We start from the raw sequence: 20,692 nt of genomic DNA, 5'->3' as shown, positions 1-20,692 counted from the left end.
CTGAGGGAGACACCCAGTACTCGGCATTGCGTGGCGATAGGCCAAAGTGCCTGGTGCGCTTTTATTAACGCGAAGATTTTCTTGGGATCGCGTCGGTCTCCGCTGCGAACCAGGCCGCTGCTTTTGAGAGTATCTCGCGCTCGATGCGCAACTGCTTATTCTCGCGCCGAAGAACACGCAACTCTTCTCGTTCATCGCTGGTCAAGCCATCTTGTCGAAGTCCTTCATCTCGATCAGCCTGGCGTATCCAGTTTTGGATCGTCTGAGCGGTCGGCTCAAACTCTCTGGCCAACTCGGCAGGAGAGCGACCAGCGCGTACAAGCTCAACGATCTGGCGTTTCAACTCGGCTGGATAAGGGGGACGTGTTGGTGGCATAGTGGGTCTCCTTTCTGATTACTCATAAGGTACCCACCAAAACGGGTCAAGTCCATTCCTACTCTTACAGTATCATCCCTCCCGAATCGTGCTATTAATAGGTTTGTCTTCTGGGCATATACACGAATTGTTTCTTCGTCACACTTGACAATTGCGGGAAACCAGTCTCCCTTATCTGAAACTCGATAAGCTGTTATTCCACCTGAAAATGTACAAATATCTGCTGACACCTCATGGGCTACCGCAACTGTGAAAAATCCCAATAAGATTGTAAAAAGAATGCCTTTGATTACGCTCTGCATAGGTGTACCTTCCTTTCGTTGGTGATTCTGTTAGGTGTAGGTGAAAAAAACTCCACCCCTTTCCTCCCCTACACAAGAGGTAAAGAATCAGGAGTTAAAGATCCCGGGCAACTCGAAAACCGTTCTTCTCGTTTCGGTAATTGACGGTGTACCCCCCAGCGCGACCCGCAGAACGCAGGTTCCACGGTCCGTAGTCCCACGAACCACCACGCATCACGCGCCCGCACTCCTCCTCAGACCCCCACACACTTCCATCTGTAGGTGCGCCCTCGTAATTGTCATGCCAACAATCTTGCACCCACTCCCGCACATTGCCGTGCATATCGTGAACGCCCCACGCATTGGCTGCAAAAGATCCCACTGGCGCTGTCTTCGCATCATCCCACTGACTGCCGCAGCCCCTGCAATTGGCACGGTTGACACCGATGCTATTACCCCAGCTATACGCTGTCTCTGTCCCTGCACGTGCCACATATTCCCATTCCGATTCACTCAATAAACGATACGTTTTACCCGTCCGGGCGGACAACCAGCGCACATAAGACTGCGCATCGTCCCAACTCACATTGATCACAGGACGTTTCCCGCGACCCCAGTGCATATCATCCGGAATATAGTTTCCACAACCTCCTGCATCTATACAGGCATACCATTCGGCAAATGTCACCTCATATACACCCACAGCAAAACGGTAATCTATACGCACCCTATGCAGCGGTTCTTCATCATCTTCATGATGCGCCTCACCCCTGGATGATCCCATCGTGAACCTTCCAGATGGCACGACAATCATCTTTGGACATTCATCACAATCTTGAAAAATCTCTCCAGGTGAAGGCGCACTGTTCCCGGTATCCTGTTGTGACCAAAGGGGCAGGCTCATAAGAATTATTACACCTGCACAAATACAGTGTCGATACATCTTGGCTCTCCTTTCTTTTTTATTCTTTTTCCATGATCTTCTCATAGGCTTCAGGACTGTGTTTGCGGATGAGGTCCAGGATGCGGTCCGGATTCACGCGCATATGATGAATATCGAACCAATTTTTAACGAATAAGTCCTCTTCTTCGTGGTAACGCCAGCGCATGCGACGAAATGCCTCCTTAGCCTGTTTTGCGTCCATGTAATGATCTTCCGGCAACTTGTATTTACCTTCTTCCAAAGGATGTTCATACTTCGACAGAAATTCTCCCCATTCAGGACTGCCTGGCGTGTCCCAGCCCCATTTGTTAGGTGAAGACAATGCCCCGGGGTTCTTCATATGGATATACGCTTGCGAAATACTAATATGCTTGTACTCGTCGTCTTCCGAATAGAACTCGTCCGGCAATGGATAAAGGCCATGAATCGCGATCGAAAAGCTGAAATCTACATAATCGATTTTGTCCAACACGTCCTGGCTGACGTACACCTTGCTATAGCCGTAGTATGATATGTCATTCTCGTTGCTATCGCCGACGTTGGCGATTTCGACTCTATTGGCATAACCATCGTCCGCCTCAAAGATCAGGCTACTCAAGCCCGGCATGCGGAATTCAAAAAGATGAACCGGCGTGCCCAGAGTCCACAGTGCCAGGCGCATTTCATACCGGCTGGTCGAGAGGCGTGTCAACGTAATGGTGCGCCTCCCGTATTTGGCAGAATGAATTTTCGACGGATCCACCAGGGTTTCCTTGATGGTCTTATTCAAAAATTCCCTATCTGACTCGGCACGCGCCTCCGGCGGTGATAACCACAAGCAACTTGCAATGCCCACAAATACAAAAAAATGCTTCATACTGTACCTCCCTTATTTGGACCTCACCTGACTGTTTCGGCGATGATTCGCGTCCTCGCCCCGGTATCACCCCAGTGGCGCCATCCTTTCCCAATGAAACGCGACCATCAATGTTTTGATGTCTGATTCTTCTCTTTTATGGCGTTAGAAATTCAGATATAATGCAAAAAGCGTGCCAATGTGAGCATTGTGTTCCAGACATATACTCGTAACAGGTTGTTTTATATACAGAAAAAAGCCAATCTGACTATATAATAGCGTCGCGGAACAGTCGGATTGGCTTTTGCATAAGACCTTATATGGTCTTATATAAGACGTACTATGGTCTTGAGACTATAGTACGTCCTTTTTTGTTTGCAAGTGTGAGATTCAATAATTATGTTTTCCTTTGCAAATGTGAGATACAATTTTTTACCCATATCACAAGGTTCTTTCCATGACCAAACCACTTGACCGCACGGGCACCTGGCAGACGTATTCTCTGGATAGCGGCCTGGCCGGGATGCGCATTGAACACATTGCGCAAGATAGTGAGGGTTGTCTCTGGTTCGCCACCTGGGACAACGGTGCCAGCCGATTTGATGGAGACGAGTTCCGAAATTTTACCGAACGAGACGGTCTTTGTAGTGACCGGACTTTTTTTGTTCAAAAGGACAGTCGTGATCGGTTGTGGTTCGGTACATCAAAGGGCGTATGCTGGTACGACGAGGCAAATTTTCACCATTTGAAGGACGATGGCATTGCAGGCCGATCCGTGCAGTGCATCTACGAAGACAGTGAGGGACGTATATGGTTCGGTGGCAAGAGTACTCTGGGATATTACGATGGCACTGCTTTCCACGACATGATCCCGCTCTACCTCCAGCGCTACGAGCAGCCTCCCTCTCCTAAGGTTTCTTTTTGTTGGGGTATCACCCAGGATATGGAAGGCCACCTGTGGTTTGGCTTTGACTACCTCATCCGCTTTGATGGGCAATCCTTTTACCGCTATGATGAGAAAGAGGGTTTTCCCAAAGATGCGGTCGCCTATGTTTTGGATAGGGACCATACCGGCAAAGTGTGGATCGGTCGGTTCGAAAATCGAGATGAACTCTGGTGCTATGCCGATGGCAATTTCCAGTCTGTTCAGGTAGATTTGGGGGGGTGGCTACGCAAAATTCAGTGTGATCGGGAAGGGCGAATATGGTTCTGTACCTCAGAGGGAGTACTGTATCAGGACGGTAATAGATTCAGCAGGTTTCCCCTTGTCGATGGCTTGCATCCCGCAGTCAAAGCTGTGTTTCAGGATGGCGAGGATCAGTTTTGGTTCGCCACCTGGAGTGGCGTTGGGCTTTACGATGCGCATAGTATCAGCGTTTTTGACCCTGATAAGGTGTTTCCCAAAGACATAGAGCCGTGCGAGATCTCGCAGCTTGTGCAAGACAGTCGTGGTGATATATGGATTGGGTATAGTTCTCCCATTCTGGCTTCTCTGGGCAAAAGAGTCGCCCGTTTTGATGGTAAGGATTTTGCATTCTTAGGCCCCGAGCAAGACTTTGCTATCGACAACTGTCTTTCTATCTACGAGGACCATGAGGGGTATTTATGGTTTGGCGGCGGCACTGGCCTGTTCCGCTACGATGGACAAAAAATAGAAAAAACGGAAATAGCGACAGGCTTAGGCGAAAAGAGTATCAGCACAATTACCCAGGACGCGCAGGGACAATTCCTTTTTGGTCATTGGGAAAGCGGCACGCCAATAAATAGAGAAGATTTTCTTATCAGTCCATTAAAGCTCATTTACCAGCAGGGAGAGCAGTTCCAAACCATTTTTGTGGAGAAAGAAAAAAAAGATGCTTTCAGTTACATTAGTCGCATCGGTACTGTGATTGTCGGACGCACGGGCGAGGTCTGGTTCCATCTGGCCTACCATAATTTCTCCGACACCGACAAGGGCTTCGCGCGCTGGCATCCCAAAGATGGGCTCAAATTTTATGGACTTGAAGATGGGCTGATAGACGATAGGGTCACCGATCTTTTGGAAGACCATCAGGGAAACCTGTGGATCGCTACTCAGGGTGGTCTGGCTTGCTTTGATGGTAGCAACTTTCAGGCCTTCACGATTGAAGATGGCTTGCCGAACAATCGCATCCGTTGTCTGTTCGAGGATTCGCGAGGACGCCTCTGGCTCGGTACAGACGGGGGTGTGGTTCACTACGATGGTCAGCATTTCCAAACGATCAAGTCACCGCACATAGGACTGGTTTGCAAGATACTCGAAGATCGCGATGGAAATTTCTGGTTTGGCACTGCGCTGGGTTCTATCATACGCTACCGTCAGCGGCAAACGCCGCCACAGATTTGCCTGCTTCGGGTGATTGCCGATAAGGTCTATGAGAACTCGAAGGAAGTCATTGTATCCACGTCAGGACAGCAGGTGATTTTCGAGTACAAAGGCATGAGTTTTTCCACCCATCCCCGCGACATGCTCTATGTTTACTGCCTGAAAGGACACGATTCTGACTGGCAGCCTGCGGCGCGAAAGATGAGGGCACATTATCGAAACCTACCACCTGGAGACTACACCTTCCAGGTCAGAGCGATAGATCACGACCTCAATGATTCGGAGGTAGCGCAGGTGCGACTCTCAGTAGAGCCTGACCCACGTATCGAAGCATTTACGGACGTAATCAACCATCGAGGAAGCCAGAAGTTTATCGGTCATAGCGCAGCACTGCGCCAGTTTCAAATCAACCTTGAAAAAATTGCATCCACCAATATAACCGTGCTGATTATGGGCGAGACAGGTGTGGGCAAGGGACTGGCGGCGCGGGTGTTACACGCGCTGAGTGCCAATAGCGAGGGGCCTTTTATAGAGGTCAGTTGCGGCGCACTGCCCGAGGCATTGATCGATAGCGAACTGTTTGGTCACGAAAAGGGGGCGTTTACCAGCGCGGTTTCCCATAGACTGGGCAGAGTGGAACTGGCAGAGGGTGGCACACTCTTTTTAGATGAAATCGGCGATATGGCACTGGATACGCAGGTCAAGCTGTTGCGTTTGCTGGAAGAAGGCACGTTTGAGCGGATTGGGAGCAGCGAGACACTGATGGCAAAGACGCGGATTGTGGCAGCGACCAATCGCGACTTAAAGGAGATGGTCCACACAGGTGATTTTCGGGAGGATCTCTATTACCGTCTCAATGCCTTTCTAATGTATTTGCCGCCGCTGCGCGAGCGCAAGGAGGACATTCCGGAGTTGGCCGATTATTTCAAGGATCGCCTATCAGCACATATAGGCAAGCAAATAGCTCCCTTGGCGCCAGAAATTATCGAGGTGTTGCAAAGCTACGATTGGCCAGGCAATGTGCGTGAATTAGAGCATACCATACAGCGGGCTGTCGTCTTGTGTCCTCATTCTCAAATCGGAGTGGGAGATCTGGGACTGTATGGTTCTCGAATCGAAGATATGGGGCGCACCTTATCCGCTTCTCAAGACCGCCCAATTGTGCCTTTGAATGAATTTGAACGCCGCTACATCCTCGACGTACTCAAAGCCACCAAATATCAGATAAAGGGACCCGGCGGAGCGGCAACACTGCTTGGGGTACCGCCTTCTACCCTGTATGGAAAAATGAAAAGACTGGGTATCAAAAATCAAAAACCAAAGTAGATTATATATTAGCGCGAATTTTTCCCCAAACAGTCGCTGCAGCATGGACATCTTGAATCGCCAGACCGCTCGAATACGCAATACATCCCTGCCCGCGCAAGAGTTCCATAAGTCCCAGTGCAGCATGCCCGATATTCAGTACTTCATCCTTCTCACCCTTTACCCAGCGGGGCGTCTCCTCTCTTTCGCACAACGCGAGAAACTCACCCGACTTCAACACCTGCTCACCGTGATCGGGCACCACAAATCGCCGCGTCAACAATCCCGGATCCAATTGCGTGGAGCGCCCATCGCCCCCAATCACAGAAATATGCACATGGCTTTCCACATCGAATAAAATCGGCTCAGGCGTCGGCACAGAAGTAAAAATCGCATCTGCCCCATCAATACAGGTCTCAATATCCGCAACCATTTCCAGATCACAAGAAAGATCCCCTCCAACTTCTGCTGTATAAGCCGCACGTCTCTCGGGCGTCCTGCTCGTTACACGTATGATCTCTGGCGCCAGAGCCACATCAATACACCTGCCCATTGCCTGTGCAATGCGCCCCGTCCCCAGAATCGCCGCCGTGCGTACAGGCGACTTCGCCAAATACTTCGCGCCCAACGCGCCCGCCGCGCCCGTACGCATATTGGTAATACGCTCGGCATCAAACGAAATGCGGTCACCCCTCCGCACATCCTCCAACTCAATCACAGCGGTTCTCGAACCCAACCGCCCCATCTTGACATCCGAACGCTCTTCGATAACCTTTTGTCCCGTAAACCTCCCCTTCCACCAGCCCGGCATCACCAGACGAAAAAGATCCATCTCACCCTCGCGCGAAACCTCTTCTTTGCGCAGCGGACTGACCATTTTTCCAAGACCATAAAGCCGAAACGCCTCGTCGCAACTCTCGACAAAATCCCGCGTCGTCATCACCGAAGCGATTTGCTCATCTGAAATATACTGTCGCATGTATCATCTCCTGATTCGTCTATCCGTTGACATTTGTTTTTAGGCAATCTATTTTAGGACTACAGGGGTACAATATAATCAACTGAACTCGATGAGGTGATGAGTGAGATCATTAGCACTCAAAATAACCTCTCTAATCTTACTTCTTGGGGAAATTTTCATGGCACAATCAACTCATGCCGATCGCCCAATGTACACCATTTATCGCGCAGGCACACCAATTGTAATTGACGGACGCCTGAATGAACCCGCCTGGGTCGCAGCCCCAGACGTAGGAGCCTTTGTATTTCCGTGGTACAAATCGGGCAAAAAAGAACAAACCGTAGCCAAAATGTTGTGGGACGACAATAATTTATACGTCTCATACATCTGTGAAGATGCACATATTTGGGCAGAACACACCGCGCGCGATTCCGACGTGTGGAAAGACGACACCGTCGAAATATTCACAGCACCCAATCCCAATCAGCCCCAGGCTTATTTCAATATCGAAATGAACGTACTCGGCATCTTTCTCGACCAGTTTCATCCACAAGGTCCAGACGCGCCTGTACCCGGCGAGTGGAACGGCGAAGGTATTCAAATCAAAACGCAAATCGTCGGCACATTGAACGACGACAGCGACGAAGATAAATACTGGATATTGGAAGCCGCCATACCCTTTGCAAATTTTGCACACGTCGCCATTCATACCCCTCCAAAAACAAATGACATCTGGCACCTAAATCTAAATCGCCTGGGCGGCAAAACCAATGAGCAATTCAGCCAGTGGTCGGGCAGCCGCACGCCGGAACCGCAATTTCATTCACCAGATGATTTTGGGCGGGTAGTATTCTCGGATAAGACAAGTCCATTCTGGAGATAATCGCAAAAGGAGAAAAACATGTCACAGACATTGCCATTGCTCGAAGTCAGTGGTTCACCAACTGAGCGAGGTCGTGCGCATGGTGAGACATTTAAGGAACTGATCCGGGACCTTGTCACCATCAATTTTGAGGATATGGTCCACGGAACACAGGGCTATCTGACAAAAGAGCGCGTGTATGAAATTGTATCCACTTACGCGGGACCCAACCGCGACTATGCACCCCACCTCTTTAAAGAAATGGAAGGAATCGCCGAGGCAGCGGATGTACCCGTAGAAGACCTCCTCGCATTAAACGGCTTTTTGGAATTACACGATTACTATTCCGATGCGTTTCTGGTATCGGGTTGCACATCATTCATGGTTCCGGGAAGCACATCGGGCGAAGGCGCATTGATCGCGCAAAATTACGACCTCTCGTCACTCTATGCAGCGGCAGCAATCTTGATCAAGGTCAAAAACGAACACGCACCCGACGCGCTCTTTTACACATCTGCCGGCATGCTGGGCTGTGCGGGCATAAACGATGCGGGCATTGGCGTGGTCATCAACAACCTCGTCCCATCAGATGCATCGGGCGGCGTGCTTTATCCCTTCATCATTCGGCGCATCCTGGAATCCGTGCGAATCGGAGACGCCATCGATGCAGTGATAGCAAAACCGAGAGCATCGGGTATGAATTACGTAATATGCGATGAAAATGGCGAAATATACGATCTCGAAACCACGGCGAGAGAATACGAAGTCATCTGTCCCTTTGATGGACCCATGGCCCATTCAAATCACTATCTAACAGACCGGCTCAAGCCTTTTGAAAGGCGGCAATGGGATCAACGCGGCCAAAGCATCTTGCGCTGGGGCCGCGCCACCAGATTGTTAAAATCCTGCGACAAACGCAATGCGGATGCCCTGAAAAATATGCTATCAGATCGCGTAAATACCCCCGTGGGAATATGCCGCCACAACGAAATTCACAATGGCGAAGCCTGCGGTCAAACCATTGCTGGCATCGTACTCGATCCCCCGGGACGAAAAGCGTGGTACACCAGAGGACCGACCGGTGAAAACGAGTGGGTTGAGTATCGCCTAAACTAAAAAAAAGCCGCATTCCTGTTGAGACCGTTGCGAGAGATGAACCTCCTGCAACGGTCTTTTTTCTTGAATAATATACAAATGTGCAGTATATTTAGTAGAATACTAAAGCGTACAGGAGGCAGCAAATATGCCATTATTGCACATCGACGAGACCAATGTAAGATCGGTACTCGTGCCTCAAAATCCACCCGGCGAACCCATAACGGAATACACCCTCAACCCCTATTCTGGCTGTGGCCTGGGATGTGCCTACTGCTATGTAATGAAGTTTCCATTCGCCTACGAATATCCCAAGACATGGGGTGAGTGGGTACAGCCCAAAATGAACGCGCCTTTTTTATTGGGCAAGGCGCGTGCCAAAATTTACGGGCGCAAAATTTTCATGGGATCAGCGACCGATCCCTATCAATACATCGAGCGAAAATATCGATTGAGCCGGCGCTGCTTAAAAGTGCTGGTGGACTGCAATCTGAAGGCTCTAACCGTGCATACGCGCAGTCATCTGGTTTTGGATGACCTGGATTTATTGACGCAATTTGGCAGTCGATTGCGGGTGGGATTTTCCGTGCCGACGAATGACGACCGGGTTCGCAAACGCACAGAGCCAAAAGCACCGAAAATCGGCGTGCGTCTCAAAGCGATGAAGCGATTGCGCGAAGCTGGCATTCACGTCACCGCATCGCTCGCTCCCGTACTGTATTGTCAACCGCGCCAATTTGCCGAACAAATAGCCGAAGCAGCCGACGGGGTGTATTTTGGCAAGATGGATTATACAGATAGGACTGGAATAGCATCCATGCCAAAAGCGCGACGCTATTTTAACAGTCTTACATATCGAGAACTGATTGCAGAACTCAAAGCGGAATTGATCAATGTAGGGATGTTGAAAAGCGAAAAATGACCTACCCTCATCTCCCCCCACTCGCCGCCGTAATAAACCGCCTCTCCCTTTGACTTTTGAGCACCTGTTGTTCAATACCTTCTGGATCGCCCCAAATTTCCAATAGCCGGTCGCGCATGGCATCGCGTATTTCTCGGTGTTGTGCCGACTCTGACAGATCGTTAAACTCATTCGGATCTTCTGCAATATTGAACAACTCAAGCGGATCTCCCGGGCTCATATTGAGTTTGTAATCGCCCTTCTTGAGCATACCCACGGGATGGATAACACCGTGTGCGAGGTATTCGCAAAAGGCTTCGTCCTTCCACGTCTCAGTCTCACCATTGATCAGCGGCAAAAGGCTATCCCCATCCAGAGGCGCAATATCCATCGAAGCGCCAGCGGCTTCAATTATGGTAGCCACGAGATCAACGAGTGAAACATTTTGCGCCACGCGCAAACCACCCGGAATATGACCGGGCCAAACAATCTGAAGAGGCACACGAGAAGACGCCTCATACATATTTGATTTGCGCCACATGCCGTGCTCACCATTCATTTCCCCGTGATCTGAAGTATGCACGATAATGGTATTTTCAAGCTGACCGGTTTCTTCGAGCGCATCGATGAGCCGGCCTATTTTTTCGTCCAAATACGTGATAAGTCCGTAATAACCCGAGCGTCCCCTCCGCACGAGTTCTTCGGAAAAGTCGGTCATACCAAACATCAGGCGCAGACGTTTGTAAACCGGGTGCATGTTTTCCAGATGGCCTTCGGGAATTTCGGGCATATCAATTTGATCCCGCGGATACATGTCCCAAAACCGCCGCGGAACCACAAGCGGAAAATGAGGCGCAATAAACCCCACATTGATACACCAGGGCTGTTCTTTGCGAGCGGGATCTTTGATATATGCGAGAGCAGCCTCTTCAACCTGATCATCAACCTGTATCTCAGTCGTTGTACCTGGCCCCGCTTGTGCAATACCATTCCATGGCTTTTTCGCCTCAACAACCCCCGCATCCCAATTGCCCTCGCCGCGTGGGACACCGTTTTTTGTCCACAATTCCGCATGCAAATCGCGCGCGAGTTGTGTGCGAAAACCGTGCAATTGATCGAGACCACAAAAGTGCTGCTTACCCGATATCACAACATCGTAACCGACATTTCGCAAGCGATGCGCCCACGTAACCGTATCCGACGCCATGGGAAAACCATTGTCATAAGTACCAATGCGATTGATATAACGCCCCGTCATAAATGACATCCGAGACGGACCGCAAATCGGCGAATTGCAATACGCATTATCAAACGTAACACCCATATCGGCCAAACGCTCCATATTGGGCGATTGCACCAGTGAATGCCCGTGAATACTGCTGTATTGAGGAGCATGCTCATCAGACATAATAATCAGAATATTGGGCTTATCAGACATAGAAACTCCTGTTCTTCACGCCGAAATCACATCCGTGGCTTCACCGGCTTGATCGGCGAGCGCGGTATCAAAGATATTTTCAAGCGTACACTGCGGTTCGTATCCAATGAGTGTGCGCGCCTTACTATTGTCAGACCAATAGACCCACTGCATGGGAACCTCAACTTCAAAAAGAGGAACACCCGTTATCCCCGCGAGATACTCTGCAACCTCGGGAAAAGCGAGCGGCCGGTAAATCGGCGCATTGAACGCCTCGCCAACAGCCGCGGGATGGTCGAGCGCGCAAATACACGCCCGCGCAGTATCGCGTGCATCAGAAGGCGACCACATCCACGGACGACCCTCGCGATCGGTGACAGCACATGGTTGGTCGGGACGCTCGGCGCGGTCGAGCATATCCCGTGCAATAGCCGCGCCATCCGGATGGTAAATACCACTTTCCGGATTATTCACGGCATCGCGGATGCGCCCTGCCACAAACTGAACATTCCAACGCCCCAGCACCTCTTTGCCCGCAAACATGCCAGAAGGGCGAATAATGGACAATTGGAGACCGTGTCCATTCATATAGCCTTCTGCCATCGCTTCGTTGATATATTTCAGCGTGCCATAAAGTCCACTCGGGCGTTTGGGATGGATTTCATTCACCGGCTGATAACAGGGCGGAATATGCTGATTGCCCATCGGATAAACCGCGTCGGTGCTGACATGGACAAACCTGTGGAGTTTATCGGCAAATGGTGCTGCCGCTTCAAAAAGATTGTACGTACCCGTAACATTAATCTCGTAAAACGTCTGATTATCCATACCGCGCGGTGGGCCCAGAATATTTGCCGTATGAACAACTGTATCTACACCATCCACAATACTGCGACACAACGCCGCATCTCTGAGGTCGCCTTCGATCTTCTCAATATCAAATGGATCGAGCTTGAACTTCTTGGGATCATCGGGAAGGATCAGCGCGCGAACATCATCCCCACGCTCAACCAACTGCCTGACCACATTCGCGCCCAAACGCCCCGTAGCACCCGTAACGAGGATTTTACTCATAGTTTACCTCTAATAAATTCTCTATACTCTGGACAAGCGATGTACAACTTCAAATCGCTCGGACTCAGTCGGCTGTGACCAGAGATCACTTGCGCCACTCATAACGGCTTCCCGCTCGGGACTGGCGCGCCAGCCCTCGTAGATATCTTCATTCTCCCAAATAACCAGCGTCGTAATCTTCGTCTCGTCGGCGAGACTGTGAAGCGTCTGACGGCTGACAAATCCGGGAGCCTGACTCTGGGCAATACCATTGCGATTCAAAAGATCGCGAGCCTCATCAACACACTCATCTTTAGCCCAGTGGTGCGTAAGAACACCGATCATTAAAAACCTCCATTGATCAGGATAAACTTCTATCGGATAGTGGCATTTGCGGCAGGGATGCCGCTCCTACGGCTTAATTTTCGCACTTCACACTTCTCCTCCGACTCCTGCGACTTCTCGAGCGCCTCGAGCACAGCAACGGGCGTGAGCATCGAACTATCGGTTTCATCTGTCTCCCCCGTACTGAACATACGACAAAAATCGAGAACACCCGTGAGATACGTATTCTCATCGTATCCGATCACGCGATCGGTGCGCCCCTTTTCCCCAATCACGGAAACGTGGAACCCCACACGACCTTCACCAACGAGATTCATCGTCGAAATTGCGCCACTCGCAGAATAAACCGTCGCAGTGTGATTTTGCCTCCCGCGATTGAGCTGTACATGCGTAATATCCTGATCGAGCAAGCGCACGACCATATCGACCTGATGAATCCCATAAAAAAAGACACCGCCATATTCAGAATCAATATCGCAAGGCCCCGTCGAAACAACTGAAATAATGCGCCCGAGTTCTCGGACATCTTCTTGCAACTGCGCGAAAGACGCCTGCTTGGGCAAAACCGAAAAAGAACACACAGGCACATTGAGTTCACGCGCTCGAGCCAGAAATTCTTTGCCTTCGTCGAGACGATAGCAAAACGGCTTATCGACAAAAAGAGGAATTTTGGCTTCCAGCAATGGACGCACCGCAGGCAGGTGATATTTGGGATGGCGATGATCCACAATAGCCGCGTCAACCTCTCCGATCAGATCTTCGGGTTCCTCCACAATATTGGGAATCAGGCCCCGCTCCTGTGCATCTTTCGCATCGTCCGGCGTCTCTCCCCAAACATGGGTAACACTAAAACCGGACACCAGTTGATCAATATTGATCGTCTTTGCAATCGCCACAGTATGGCTATTCTCTGCGCCAATAATACCAATATTAGGCATCTTATCGCTCCTTTCAGTTATTAGTTATCAGCAGTCAGCCCCACCCTGCCCCTTTTTTGTTCATCTGCGTCCATCTGCGTCCATCTGCGTCCATCTGCGTCCATCTGCGGATCAACTCCACAGCCTGTCATTCACCTGTTCTTCATCCCACGCATCTGTCGGTTCAAAATAGCCCGGCAAATTGGGATTGATATGTTCTTTAATCGCTTCCTCATTCAAATCAACGCCGAGTCCGGGCGCGTCGGGCACCTGAATATAACCATTTTGAACAATGGGATTGGGCAAACCCGTAACGAGCGTATTCCACGGTGGATAATCAACGGCGTGGCATTCCAGAACCAGAAAATTATTTGTCGCAGCCGCGCAATGCACGCTCGCCATCGTCGCAATTGGTGTCGCCGCCATATGCAGAGCCATCGCAATACCGTGTTCCTCCGCGTAATCCCCAATCCGCTTAGTTTCGAGAATCCCTCCCGATGTAGCGAGATCCGGGTGAATAATGGAAACGGCTTTATTGTCGATCAGCGGCTTGAAATGTTCCAGAAGATAAATATCTTCACCCGTGCAAACCGGGGTCGCAGTTGCGTTCTTGAGGCGCGCCCATTGATCGGTCAGTTGCCATGGAATCATATCTTCCAGCCATGCGAGATTGAATCGCTCGAGTGCGCGCGCAAGGCGAATACACGACTCCACATTGATATGCCCGAAGTGATCCGCAGCCAGAGGAATCTCATACCCCACAATATCGCGCACAACGCCCACATATTGAACGAGAACATCAATCCCCTTATCGGTAAACTGAATACCCGTAAAAGGATGCATAACCTGCGTAGTTTCCAGCATGCCCGCAGGGGAAGACACCGTACCCGGAATATCTTTGAGCAAACGCACACCAATATCCATCTTCAAAAAAGTAAACCCCTGCTCCATGCGCGCCTTCAAGCGATTGCCCATCTCTTCGGGATTCGGCGTTGTGTGAGTATCGCAATAAATGCGGATCTGATCGCGGAATTTCCCACCTGCGAGCTGATAACAGGGCACGCCATAAGCCTTACCCGCCAGATCCATCAACGCCATCTCCACACCGCACACACCGCCCCCCTGCCGCGCATGCCACCCGAACTGTTTAATCTTGCGAAACAGCTTATCCACATTACAGGGATTTTCACCCAAAAGCTGGCGCTTCAGTTGCAAAGCGTAAATATGACTGGCCCCATCGCGCACCTCTCCCAACCCATAAATACCCTGATTGGTATCCAGGCGAATGAGCGTAGAACGCATAGGTACACCGGAAAGATTAACAACGCGCATATCGGTAATTCTGAGATCCGATGGGGATGAATGGGTATTCATAAAATTCTCCTGTGTCTTCATCACGGCCGCATGGGCGATCCATCTGGCGCCCGCGTTTGCGTCCACTGAATAATCTCATCTTCGGGCGGATATTTTGCAGCGAGATCCTCGTCGATATCAATGCCCAGACCGGGATCATCATTGGGATACATATATCCCTCGCGCACCTCGGGCAAACCGGGAAAAATATCATAGACGAGATCGTTGAAACGGCACCACTCCTGAATACCGAAATTGGGTGCCCACAGATCCAGGTGCAAATTGGCCGCGTGACCGACAGGTGATGTATCGCCAGGCCCATGCCACGCCGTGCGAACATTGTACATATTGGCATAAGCAGCGACATTGCGCGCAGGGGTAATCCCACCCATCTGGCTAACGTGCATGCGAATAAAATCAATGAGCCGATCCTGAATGAGAGGCATCCACTCGTGCGGATGATTAAACAGTTCGCCCATCGCCAGGGGCGTGGCGCACTGCGCGCGCATGTGGTGAAAATACGCATTGTCTTCCGGCGCGAGTGCATCTTCCAAAAAGAAAAGTTTAAAAGGCTCCACATCTTTGGCAAACTGGATCGCGTCAACCGGACGCAAACGCTCGTGAATATCGTGCAAAAGCTCGATCTCAGGCCCGATCTCCGCACGTACATGCTCAATCATATCGCACATACGACGACAATATTCTCGCGGATGATAATAAGCACCATCGGGCGCACCATCGGGTTTTTGAATCGTATCTGACTGCCCCCCGTATCCCCCCATCTGCACGCGGATATGGCGATAGCCCTGTGCCATATAATGACGCACGCTATCCACCACTTCGTACTTGTCGCGCCCACTGGCATGAGCATACGTATCTGCCGCCTCTCGACACTTCCCACCCAGTAGTTGATACACGGGCATACCCGCGCGCTTGCCCTTAATATCCCACAACGCCTGATCCACCCCCGATATGGCATTATTGAGCACGGGACCGTTGCGCCAGTACCCATTGACCATGCTCATCTGCCAGATTTCCTCAATGCGATCCACATCGCGTCCAATAACAAAAGGCTTGAGATGTTTTTCAATAGCCGTACGCACCGCGTGAAATCGCTGCGTAAACGTCGCACAACCCAACCCGTAAAGACCGGGTTCCGACGTGATAACTTTGACAATCACAAGCCGCGACCCCGCAGGCTGCGTCACGATGGTTTTGACATCTTGAATGGTTACAATTTCTGGCATATCTGCTCCAATTCTTATAGTCCTTCGGGCAACGCGAGATCAAAGCGCCGCGCGGCTTCGCGGAGTTTTTCCGCCGTACCCACTGGAATGGGAATACCTTCGGCAGAGCGTTCGACAAGGGTGCGATTTTCGGGCTCGCCGGGCATGAGAATATCGTCAAATCCATCTGCTCTGGGCAGGGCTTTGAGTTCATCAACCAAGTTATCGACGTGGTCTTTGTAATCATCCAGATCAACAAAAAAGGAAATATCGATCGCAGCGACAATGCCGTTTTGCTTTTTCAAACTCTCGCCCCCGCGCAATACGGGAACGAGCAGAGGATTATCGACCATCAAACTGGACAAACACTGAAAAATAAGGGCAAGACCCGACCCCTTGGGACCACCTGCTGGGCGCAAAATAACCCCTTTACGCGCATCCGTCGTCGGATTGCCCGCGGCATCGAGTGCCCAGTCTTCGCCCAGCGGCACGCCCTTATCCTGCGCGAGTTGAAGCTTGCCACCCGCTGCCACACTCGTCGCCATATCGAGACTAATGGGATCGCGTTTATTCGCCGGAACCGCAACGGCTATCGGACTATTGTGTACGCCCGCTGCCTTCGCGCCAAAAGGCGCCATATTGGGCGGGCTGCAAACAATGGCAATACCCGCAAAACCCTCCTGTGCCGCCATCAAAGAATAATAAGCCATTGCGCCCTGATGCGTGACATCGCTGAGCAACACCCATCCGATCCCCACATTTTTGGCCTTCTCAATGGCTTTTTTCATCGCAGGAACAGTCGCCACAGGTCCAAGAGCGCGATCGCACGCAATGTGGGCAACCGCTGGCGACTCTTTGACGACGCGGATATTGGGACGAGGATTCATCGCGCCCGTTTTGATATTGTTGAGATACGAAATAATGCGCAAAACCCCGTGCGAATCAACCCCGCGCAGATTCGCCCAAATAAGCACTTCTGCTTCTATGGCAGCATCTTCGGGCGGCATACCCGCGTTTTCAAAAACCGATTGGATAAACGGTTCGAGGTGCTCTGCGCGAATGCGAATGTCCGACATGACAATCCTTTCTAATAGGCTTCAAGAGACCTTGACTTTGAATTTTTTTTCCGCTATGCTGTCTGACAAATTAGTTTCGCGTTTTCGAAGCGTCAAGATAATAAATCCCAATGGTAAAAAGAAAAACAACTTCTGGAGGGCTGACTTATGAAACAGTGCTTTGAACATTATCGGACATTGCGAAAAGAGATGGATGCGTGGTTAGATCAAAGCCGTCAGATGGACCCGCCGAGCAGACATGGCGGAGGCGAAGATGAAGCGAACTATTCGCTGGCATGGTTCCCCCACTATCTCATCACGGGAAATGACGGGGTGCGAGAGCACTTTGAACACCTGCGCGATATGCTCGCCGGATGGGTGGAACGGGACTGCCTGCACGGTTATGAACCCGAAGCCGAAGCCCATCACGGAACCGAACCCTTTCTGCTCTTTTTGCCGCGTTATCTCGGATTATTTCCCGAAGACGAAAAAGCAAACGCACTCCTACAAGATGCAGCCGAACACATCGGCAACTGGGTCGAAGGCATTCCCGAATGGTTTGACTGGGAACGCAACCGGTTTTACGGATATTATATTGGCACGCGCACAGTAGGACGAGACGACGGCTACGACGCCGAAATTGCCGAGCACTTCCGCTTTGTCCACATTGCCCTTGCCGCACACAGAATGACGGGCCAGGACCGGTACCTGGACTGGGCTTTGCAATACGGCAAGCGCCGGGCAGAAATGATCGTCGCCATACCAGAGGGTCCCCTGCCCATTGCCTGGGATGCAAACGAACAACCGAGATTTGGCAGGCAGGCGACTGGACAACAAAAAAAGGCGGCGCAAGCCGGGCATCACGTCCCTGGCGACCCACTCATCGGAGTCGAAGTACTGCTGGCTTCCGGCGTCATATACGCACTGGGAGATCTGTTCGAAGCATCGGGAGACGCTGTATTTCACCAGGCGGCACGGAGAATTGCAGAACCCATGATCAGCGAATTGCTGGACCCGTATTCGGACCCCGGTGCAGCGGCGATTTCCCATTTTCGACGGCAGTTCTCCGATCCCTCTCTGGACGAGGCAATCCAGGCGCAAATCGTGCGTTTCCCCGACATGCAAGAAGGCGAATTGGCAATGGTCTTTCCGCAGGCACGCCGCCGCGATTGGCCCGGCGTGGGCAAGCGCAACGACATGACGTATTGGGGAATATGGAATGGCGACGGCTCCGTAACCCCCACAACAGAACCGAGCACCGCGGCACTAACGCTGGCATATCAGGTGACGGGTGATGAGCACTATGCCGAACGCGCATTAAAACAGGCAGCAGACAAGCTGATGATGGCGCGTCGGGTGCTGCGCGGTGGCAGAGAACACGCCGATATGGGTGGCGCAATCTGTTCGACAGCGGCTGGACACGGACGCAACTGGGGCATTGGACCCGTGACCGGATGTTACGGCCCATTGCTTTTGGGCACGCGAGAAGTAAAAAGCAAAGTGACGCCAACAGTCGAAGTAAAACACGCCAATGGCGAGCACGGCGTCCCCAACCAAATCCTTCCACTCGTGATCCATTCCGGAACCGATGTGGATGGCGTGATGTTTTACAATGGCGGCGACTCAGACATCTCATTCTCGTGGCGATTTGAGAACAATGGCTGGCAGGTCCTCACAGTGGAAGCCGGCGCAGTTGCCAATGTAGAATTGACAGGAGTCATGGCATGAAATATCGCACACTGGGACAAACCGGCCTCGAAGTATCGGAAATCGGATTAGGCGCCTTTCCCATCTCAGGCAGACAACAGCGAGCAGATGGAAGCATTGAAGTCTGGTCGGGCACAAGCGATGCGGAATCCATCGCATTGATCCATCGCTGTGAAGAACTCGGTGTGAACTTAATCGATTCTGCAGAAGGCTATGGCGACGGACACAGCGAAGAACTCGTCGGACGAGCACTACAGGGACGGCGAGACAAATGGATCATTGCGACCAAAGTGCAGCCAAACCGGGACATTGACCAGAACGATGAGCAATCAGTACACAACCGGATTGTCGAAGCCTGCGAAAACAGCTTAAAACGCATGCAAACGGATTTTATCGACATTTATCAACTGCATGCGATTCCCCACGAATGGGCCATGCCCGCCGTCATGCAAACCCTCGAAAAATTGCAACGAGAAGGCAAAATCAGATGGTACGGTATCTCGACCAACAACCGGGAAGCCATCGACAAACTGCGGGCATTGGGACCCATCCACATTTTGCAGATCGGATACAATTTGTTAGAACGCAGTGCCGACGAATTATTGCACTGGTCAAAAGAACAAAAAATAGGCACACTCATCCGCGTACCCCTTGCAAAAGGCCAATTAACCGGAAAATACTTTGGACAGAATGCCGAGAAAATACCACAAAACGATTTGCGTTACGAACGATTTCAACGTCCTGCAGTGCAAGAGGGATTAAAAAAACTACCCGAACTTTTGTTTTTACAAACAGAGCAACGAACCATGGCACAGGCAGCCCTGCGATTTGTATTGGATCACCCCGGCGTATCCTGTGTCATTGCCGGCGCAAAAAACCGACAACAAGTTGAAGACAACACAGCGACATCAGACATGCCACCGCTCACATACGAAGAACTATCTCGCGCCTTGCCCATCGCAGATGAGATTGGCACAGCGGGATGGATTGGGTGAATCAGGAGGAACATCATGAAAATCACCGCATTAAAAACATTCATTGCGCCCACAACGGGAAATTTTTTCGTCAAAGTCGAAACAGACGAAGGCATTTACGGCCTGGGAGAAGCGGGCGTAATACATCGCGGAACCGCGATTGCCGAAGTGATCCGCTCGTTTTCTCCAGACGTTATCGGGCAAGACCCCTTTCGAATTGAACATTTGTGGCAGGTCATGTTTCGCGGCGGATTTTTCCCGGGCGGCGTGGTACAGTCAGCGGCAGTGAGCGCCGTTGACATCGCGCTCTGGGATATCAAAGGCAAAGCCCTGGGCGTACCCGTCTATGAACTCCTGGGTGGAAGAACCCGCGACAAAGTGGCGTGTTATCCGCATGTTGGCGATAAGTACAATATCGACCGCCTGGTCGAAAATTGTGTGCAACGACAGGAAGAAGGCTGGAAATTTGCCCGATGGAGCATGAGCGATCCCACAGGTCCCAATGTATTTGAACCTTCGCGCGCCGTGCGTTATGGCATTGAACAGGTAAAAGCCGTGCGCGAAGCCTGTGGCGATGAATTCGAAATCTGCGTCGATGTTCACACGCGACTGGATCCCACCTGGGTCATTGCATATTGCAAAGGCGTGGAACCCTATCGCCCATTTTTTATTGAAGACCCATTGCGAAGTGAAAGCACGCAGAGCCTGCGCCTCGTGCGACAAAATACGCATCTGCCCTTAG

Annotated in this window: 18 protein-coding genes; 7 read left to right on the top strand and 11 right to left on the bottom strand. The window is 51.1% G+C overall.

The genetic code is table 11. The features are described from left to right. Window positions 1-64: 64 nt before the first annotated feature. The 3 genes from OXH16_05905 to OXH16_05895 form a co-directional block, all read right to left on the bottom strand. Window positions 65-376 carry a transposase gene (locus tag OXH16_05905; GenBank protein MCY3680910.1) on the bottom strand — a complete coding sequence of 104 codons (312 nt, stop codon included), beginning with the start codon at window positions 374-376 and terminating at the stop codon, window positions 65-67. A 396-nt stretch (window positions 377-772) separates the two neighbouring features. Further along, window positions 773-1,471, bottom strand: coding sequence for an SUMF1/EgtB/PvdO family nonheme iron enzyme (locus OXH16_05900; GenBank protein MCY3680909.1), 699 nt, complete (start codon window positions 1,469-1,471; stop codon window positions 773-775). Window positions 1,472-1,619: 148 nt separating this feature from the next. Then, a complete protein-coding gene (locus OXH16_05895; protein ID MCY3680908.1) occupies window positions 1,620-2,456 on the bottom strand; it encodes a hypothetical protein in 837 nt (278 codons plus the stop codon). Between the two features lie 436 nt (window positions 2,457-2,892). Between OXH16_05895 and OXH16_05890 the strand changes: the two genes are divergently transcribed. Beyond that, window positions 2,893-6,105 carry a sigma 54-interacting transcriptional regulator gene (locus OXH16_05890; protein MCY3680907.1) on the top strand — a complete coding sequence of 1,071 codons (3,213 nt, stop codon included), beginning with the start codon at window positions 2,893-2,895 and terminating at the stop codon, window positions 6,103-6,105. 1 nt (window position 6,106) lies between these two features. Here the strand turns inward: OXH16_05890 and OXH16_05885 are convergent, their stop codons facing one another. Next, entirely contained in the window at window positions 6,107-7,063 is a 957-nt protein-coding gene (locus OXH16_05885; GenBank protein ID MCY3680906.1) for an NAD(P)-binding domain-containing protein, read from the bottom strand. A gap of 160 nt (window positions 7,064-7,223) precedes the next feature. On the opposite strand from OXH16_05885, the gene OXH16_05880 reads away from it, so the two are divergent. The 3 genes from OXH16_05880 to OXH16_05870 all read left to right on the top strand — a co-directional run bounded on the left by OXH16_05880 (window position 7,224) and on the right by OXH16_05870 (window position 9,924). After that, the gene (locus tag OXH16_05880; GenBank protein MCY3680905.1) at window positions 7,224-7,928 is read left to right on the top strand and encodes a carbohydrate-binding family 9-like protein; all 705 of its coding nucleotides are present in this window, start codon (window positions 7,224-7,226) and stop codon (window positions 7,926-7,928) included. Window positions 7,929-7,946: 18 nt separating this feature from the next. Next, window positions 7,947-9,023: a C45 family autoproteolytic acyltransferase/hydrolase gene (locus tag OXH16_05875; protein ID MCY3680904.1), complete on the top strand. Its 1,077-nt coding sequence runs from the start codon at window positions 7,947-7,949 to the stop codon at window positions 9,021-9,023. Between the two features lie 127 nt (window positions 9,024-9,150). Continuing rightward, window positions 9,151-9,924: a radical SAM protein gene (locus tag OXH16_05870; GenBank protein ID MCY3680903.1), complete on the top strand. Its 774-nt coding sequence runs from the start codon at window positions 9,151-9,153 to the stop codon at window positions 9,922-9,924. A 7-nt stretch (window positions 9,925-9,931) separates the two neighbouring features. Here OXH16_05870 and OXH16_05865 read toward each other — a convergent pair whose 3' ends face one another. The 7 genes from OXH16_05865 to OXH16_05835 all read right to left on the bottom strand — a co-directional run bounded on the left by OXH16_05865 (window position 9,932) and on the right by OXH16_05835 (window position 17,290). Next, window positions 9,932-11,341, bottom strand: a complete 1,410-nt coding sequence (locus OXH16_05865) for a sulfatase-like hydrolase/transferase (GenBank protein ID MCY3680902.1) — start codon at window positions 11,339-11,341, stop codon at window positions 9,932-9,934. 15 nt (window positions 11,342-11,356) lie between these two features. Continuing rightward, a complete protein-coding gene (locus tag OXH16_05860; protein ID MCY3680901.1) occupies window positions 11,357-12,394 on the bottom strand; it encodes an NAD(P)-dependent oxidoreductase in 1,038 nt (345 codons plus the stop codon). 21 nt (window positions 12,395-12,415) lie between these two features. Next, entirely contained in the window at window positions 12,416-12,718 is a 303-nt protein-coding gene (locus OXH16_05855; protein ID MCY3680900.1) for an antibiotic biosynthesis monooxygenase, read from the bottom strand. A 29-nt stretch (window positions 12,719-12,747) separates the two neighbouring features. Beyond that, complete coding sequence (locus OXH16_05850) at window positions 12,748-13,656, bottom strand: Gfo/Idh/MocA family oxidoreductase (protein ID MCY3680899.1); 909 nt, start codon at window positions 13,654-13,656, stop codon at window positions 12,748-12,750. Window positions 13,657-13,767: 111 nt separating this feature from the next. Continuing rightward, the gene (locus OXH16_05845) at window positions 13,768-15,030 is read right to left on the bottom strand and encodes a mandelate racemase/muconate lactonizing enzyme family protein (protein MCY3680898.1); all 1,263 of its coding nucleotides are present in this window, start codon (window positions 15,028-15,030) and stop codon (window positions 13,768-13,770) included. Continuing rightward, complete coding sequence (locus OXH16_05840) at window positions 15,030-16,235, bottom strand: starvation-sensing protein RspA (protein MCY3680897.1); 1,206 nt, start codon at window positions 16,233-16,235, stop codon at window positions 15,030-15,032. Before OXH16_05840 ends, OXH16_05845 begins: the two co-directional genes overlap by 1 nt. A 14-nt stretch (window positions 16,236-16,249) precedes the next feature. Next, complete coding sequence (locus OXH16_05835; protein ID MCY3680896.1) at window positions 16,250-17,290, bottom strand: Ldh family oxidoreductase; 1,041 nt, start codon at window positions 17,288-17,290, stop codon at window positions 16,250-16,252. Between the two features lie 147 nt (window positions 17,291-17,437). Between OXH16_05835 and OXH16_05830 the strand changes: the two genes are divergently transcribed. The 3 genes from OXH16_05830 to OXH16_05820 all read left to right on the top strand — a co-directional run. Next, window positions 17,438-18,997 (top strand): hypothetical protein, encoded by a 1,560-nt coding sequence (locus tag OXH16_05830; GenBank protein ID MCY3680895.1) that lies wholly within the window; start codon window positions 17,438-17,440, stop codon window positions 18,995-18,997. Further along, the gene (locus tag OXH16_05825; protein ID MCY3680894.1) at window positions 18,994-19,971 is read left to right on the top strand and encodes an aldo/keto reductase; all 978 of its coding nucleotides are present in this window, start codon (window positions 18,994-18,996) and stop codon (window positions 19,969-19,971) included. The genes OXH16_05830 and OXH16_05825 overlap by 4 nt, the downstream gene beginning before the upstream one ends. A 15-nt stretch (window positions 19,972-19,986) precedes the next feature. Further along, window positions 19,987-20,692, top strand: a 706-nt coding sequence (locus OXH16_05820) for a mandelate racemase/muconate lactonizing enzyme family protein (protein MCY3680893.1), incomplete at its 3' end; no start/stop codon positions are given.

Source organism: Gemmatimonadota bacterium, from assembly GCA_026705765.1.
Taxonomy (GTDB): domain Bacteria; phylum Latescibacterota; class UBA2968; order UBA2968; family UBA2968; genus VXRD01.
The sequence above is the reverse complement of the archived record's forward strand: the minus strand, read 5'-3'. Positions and strand labels throughout refer to the sequence as shown.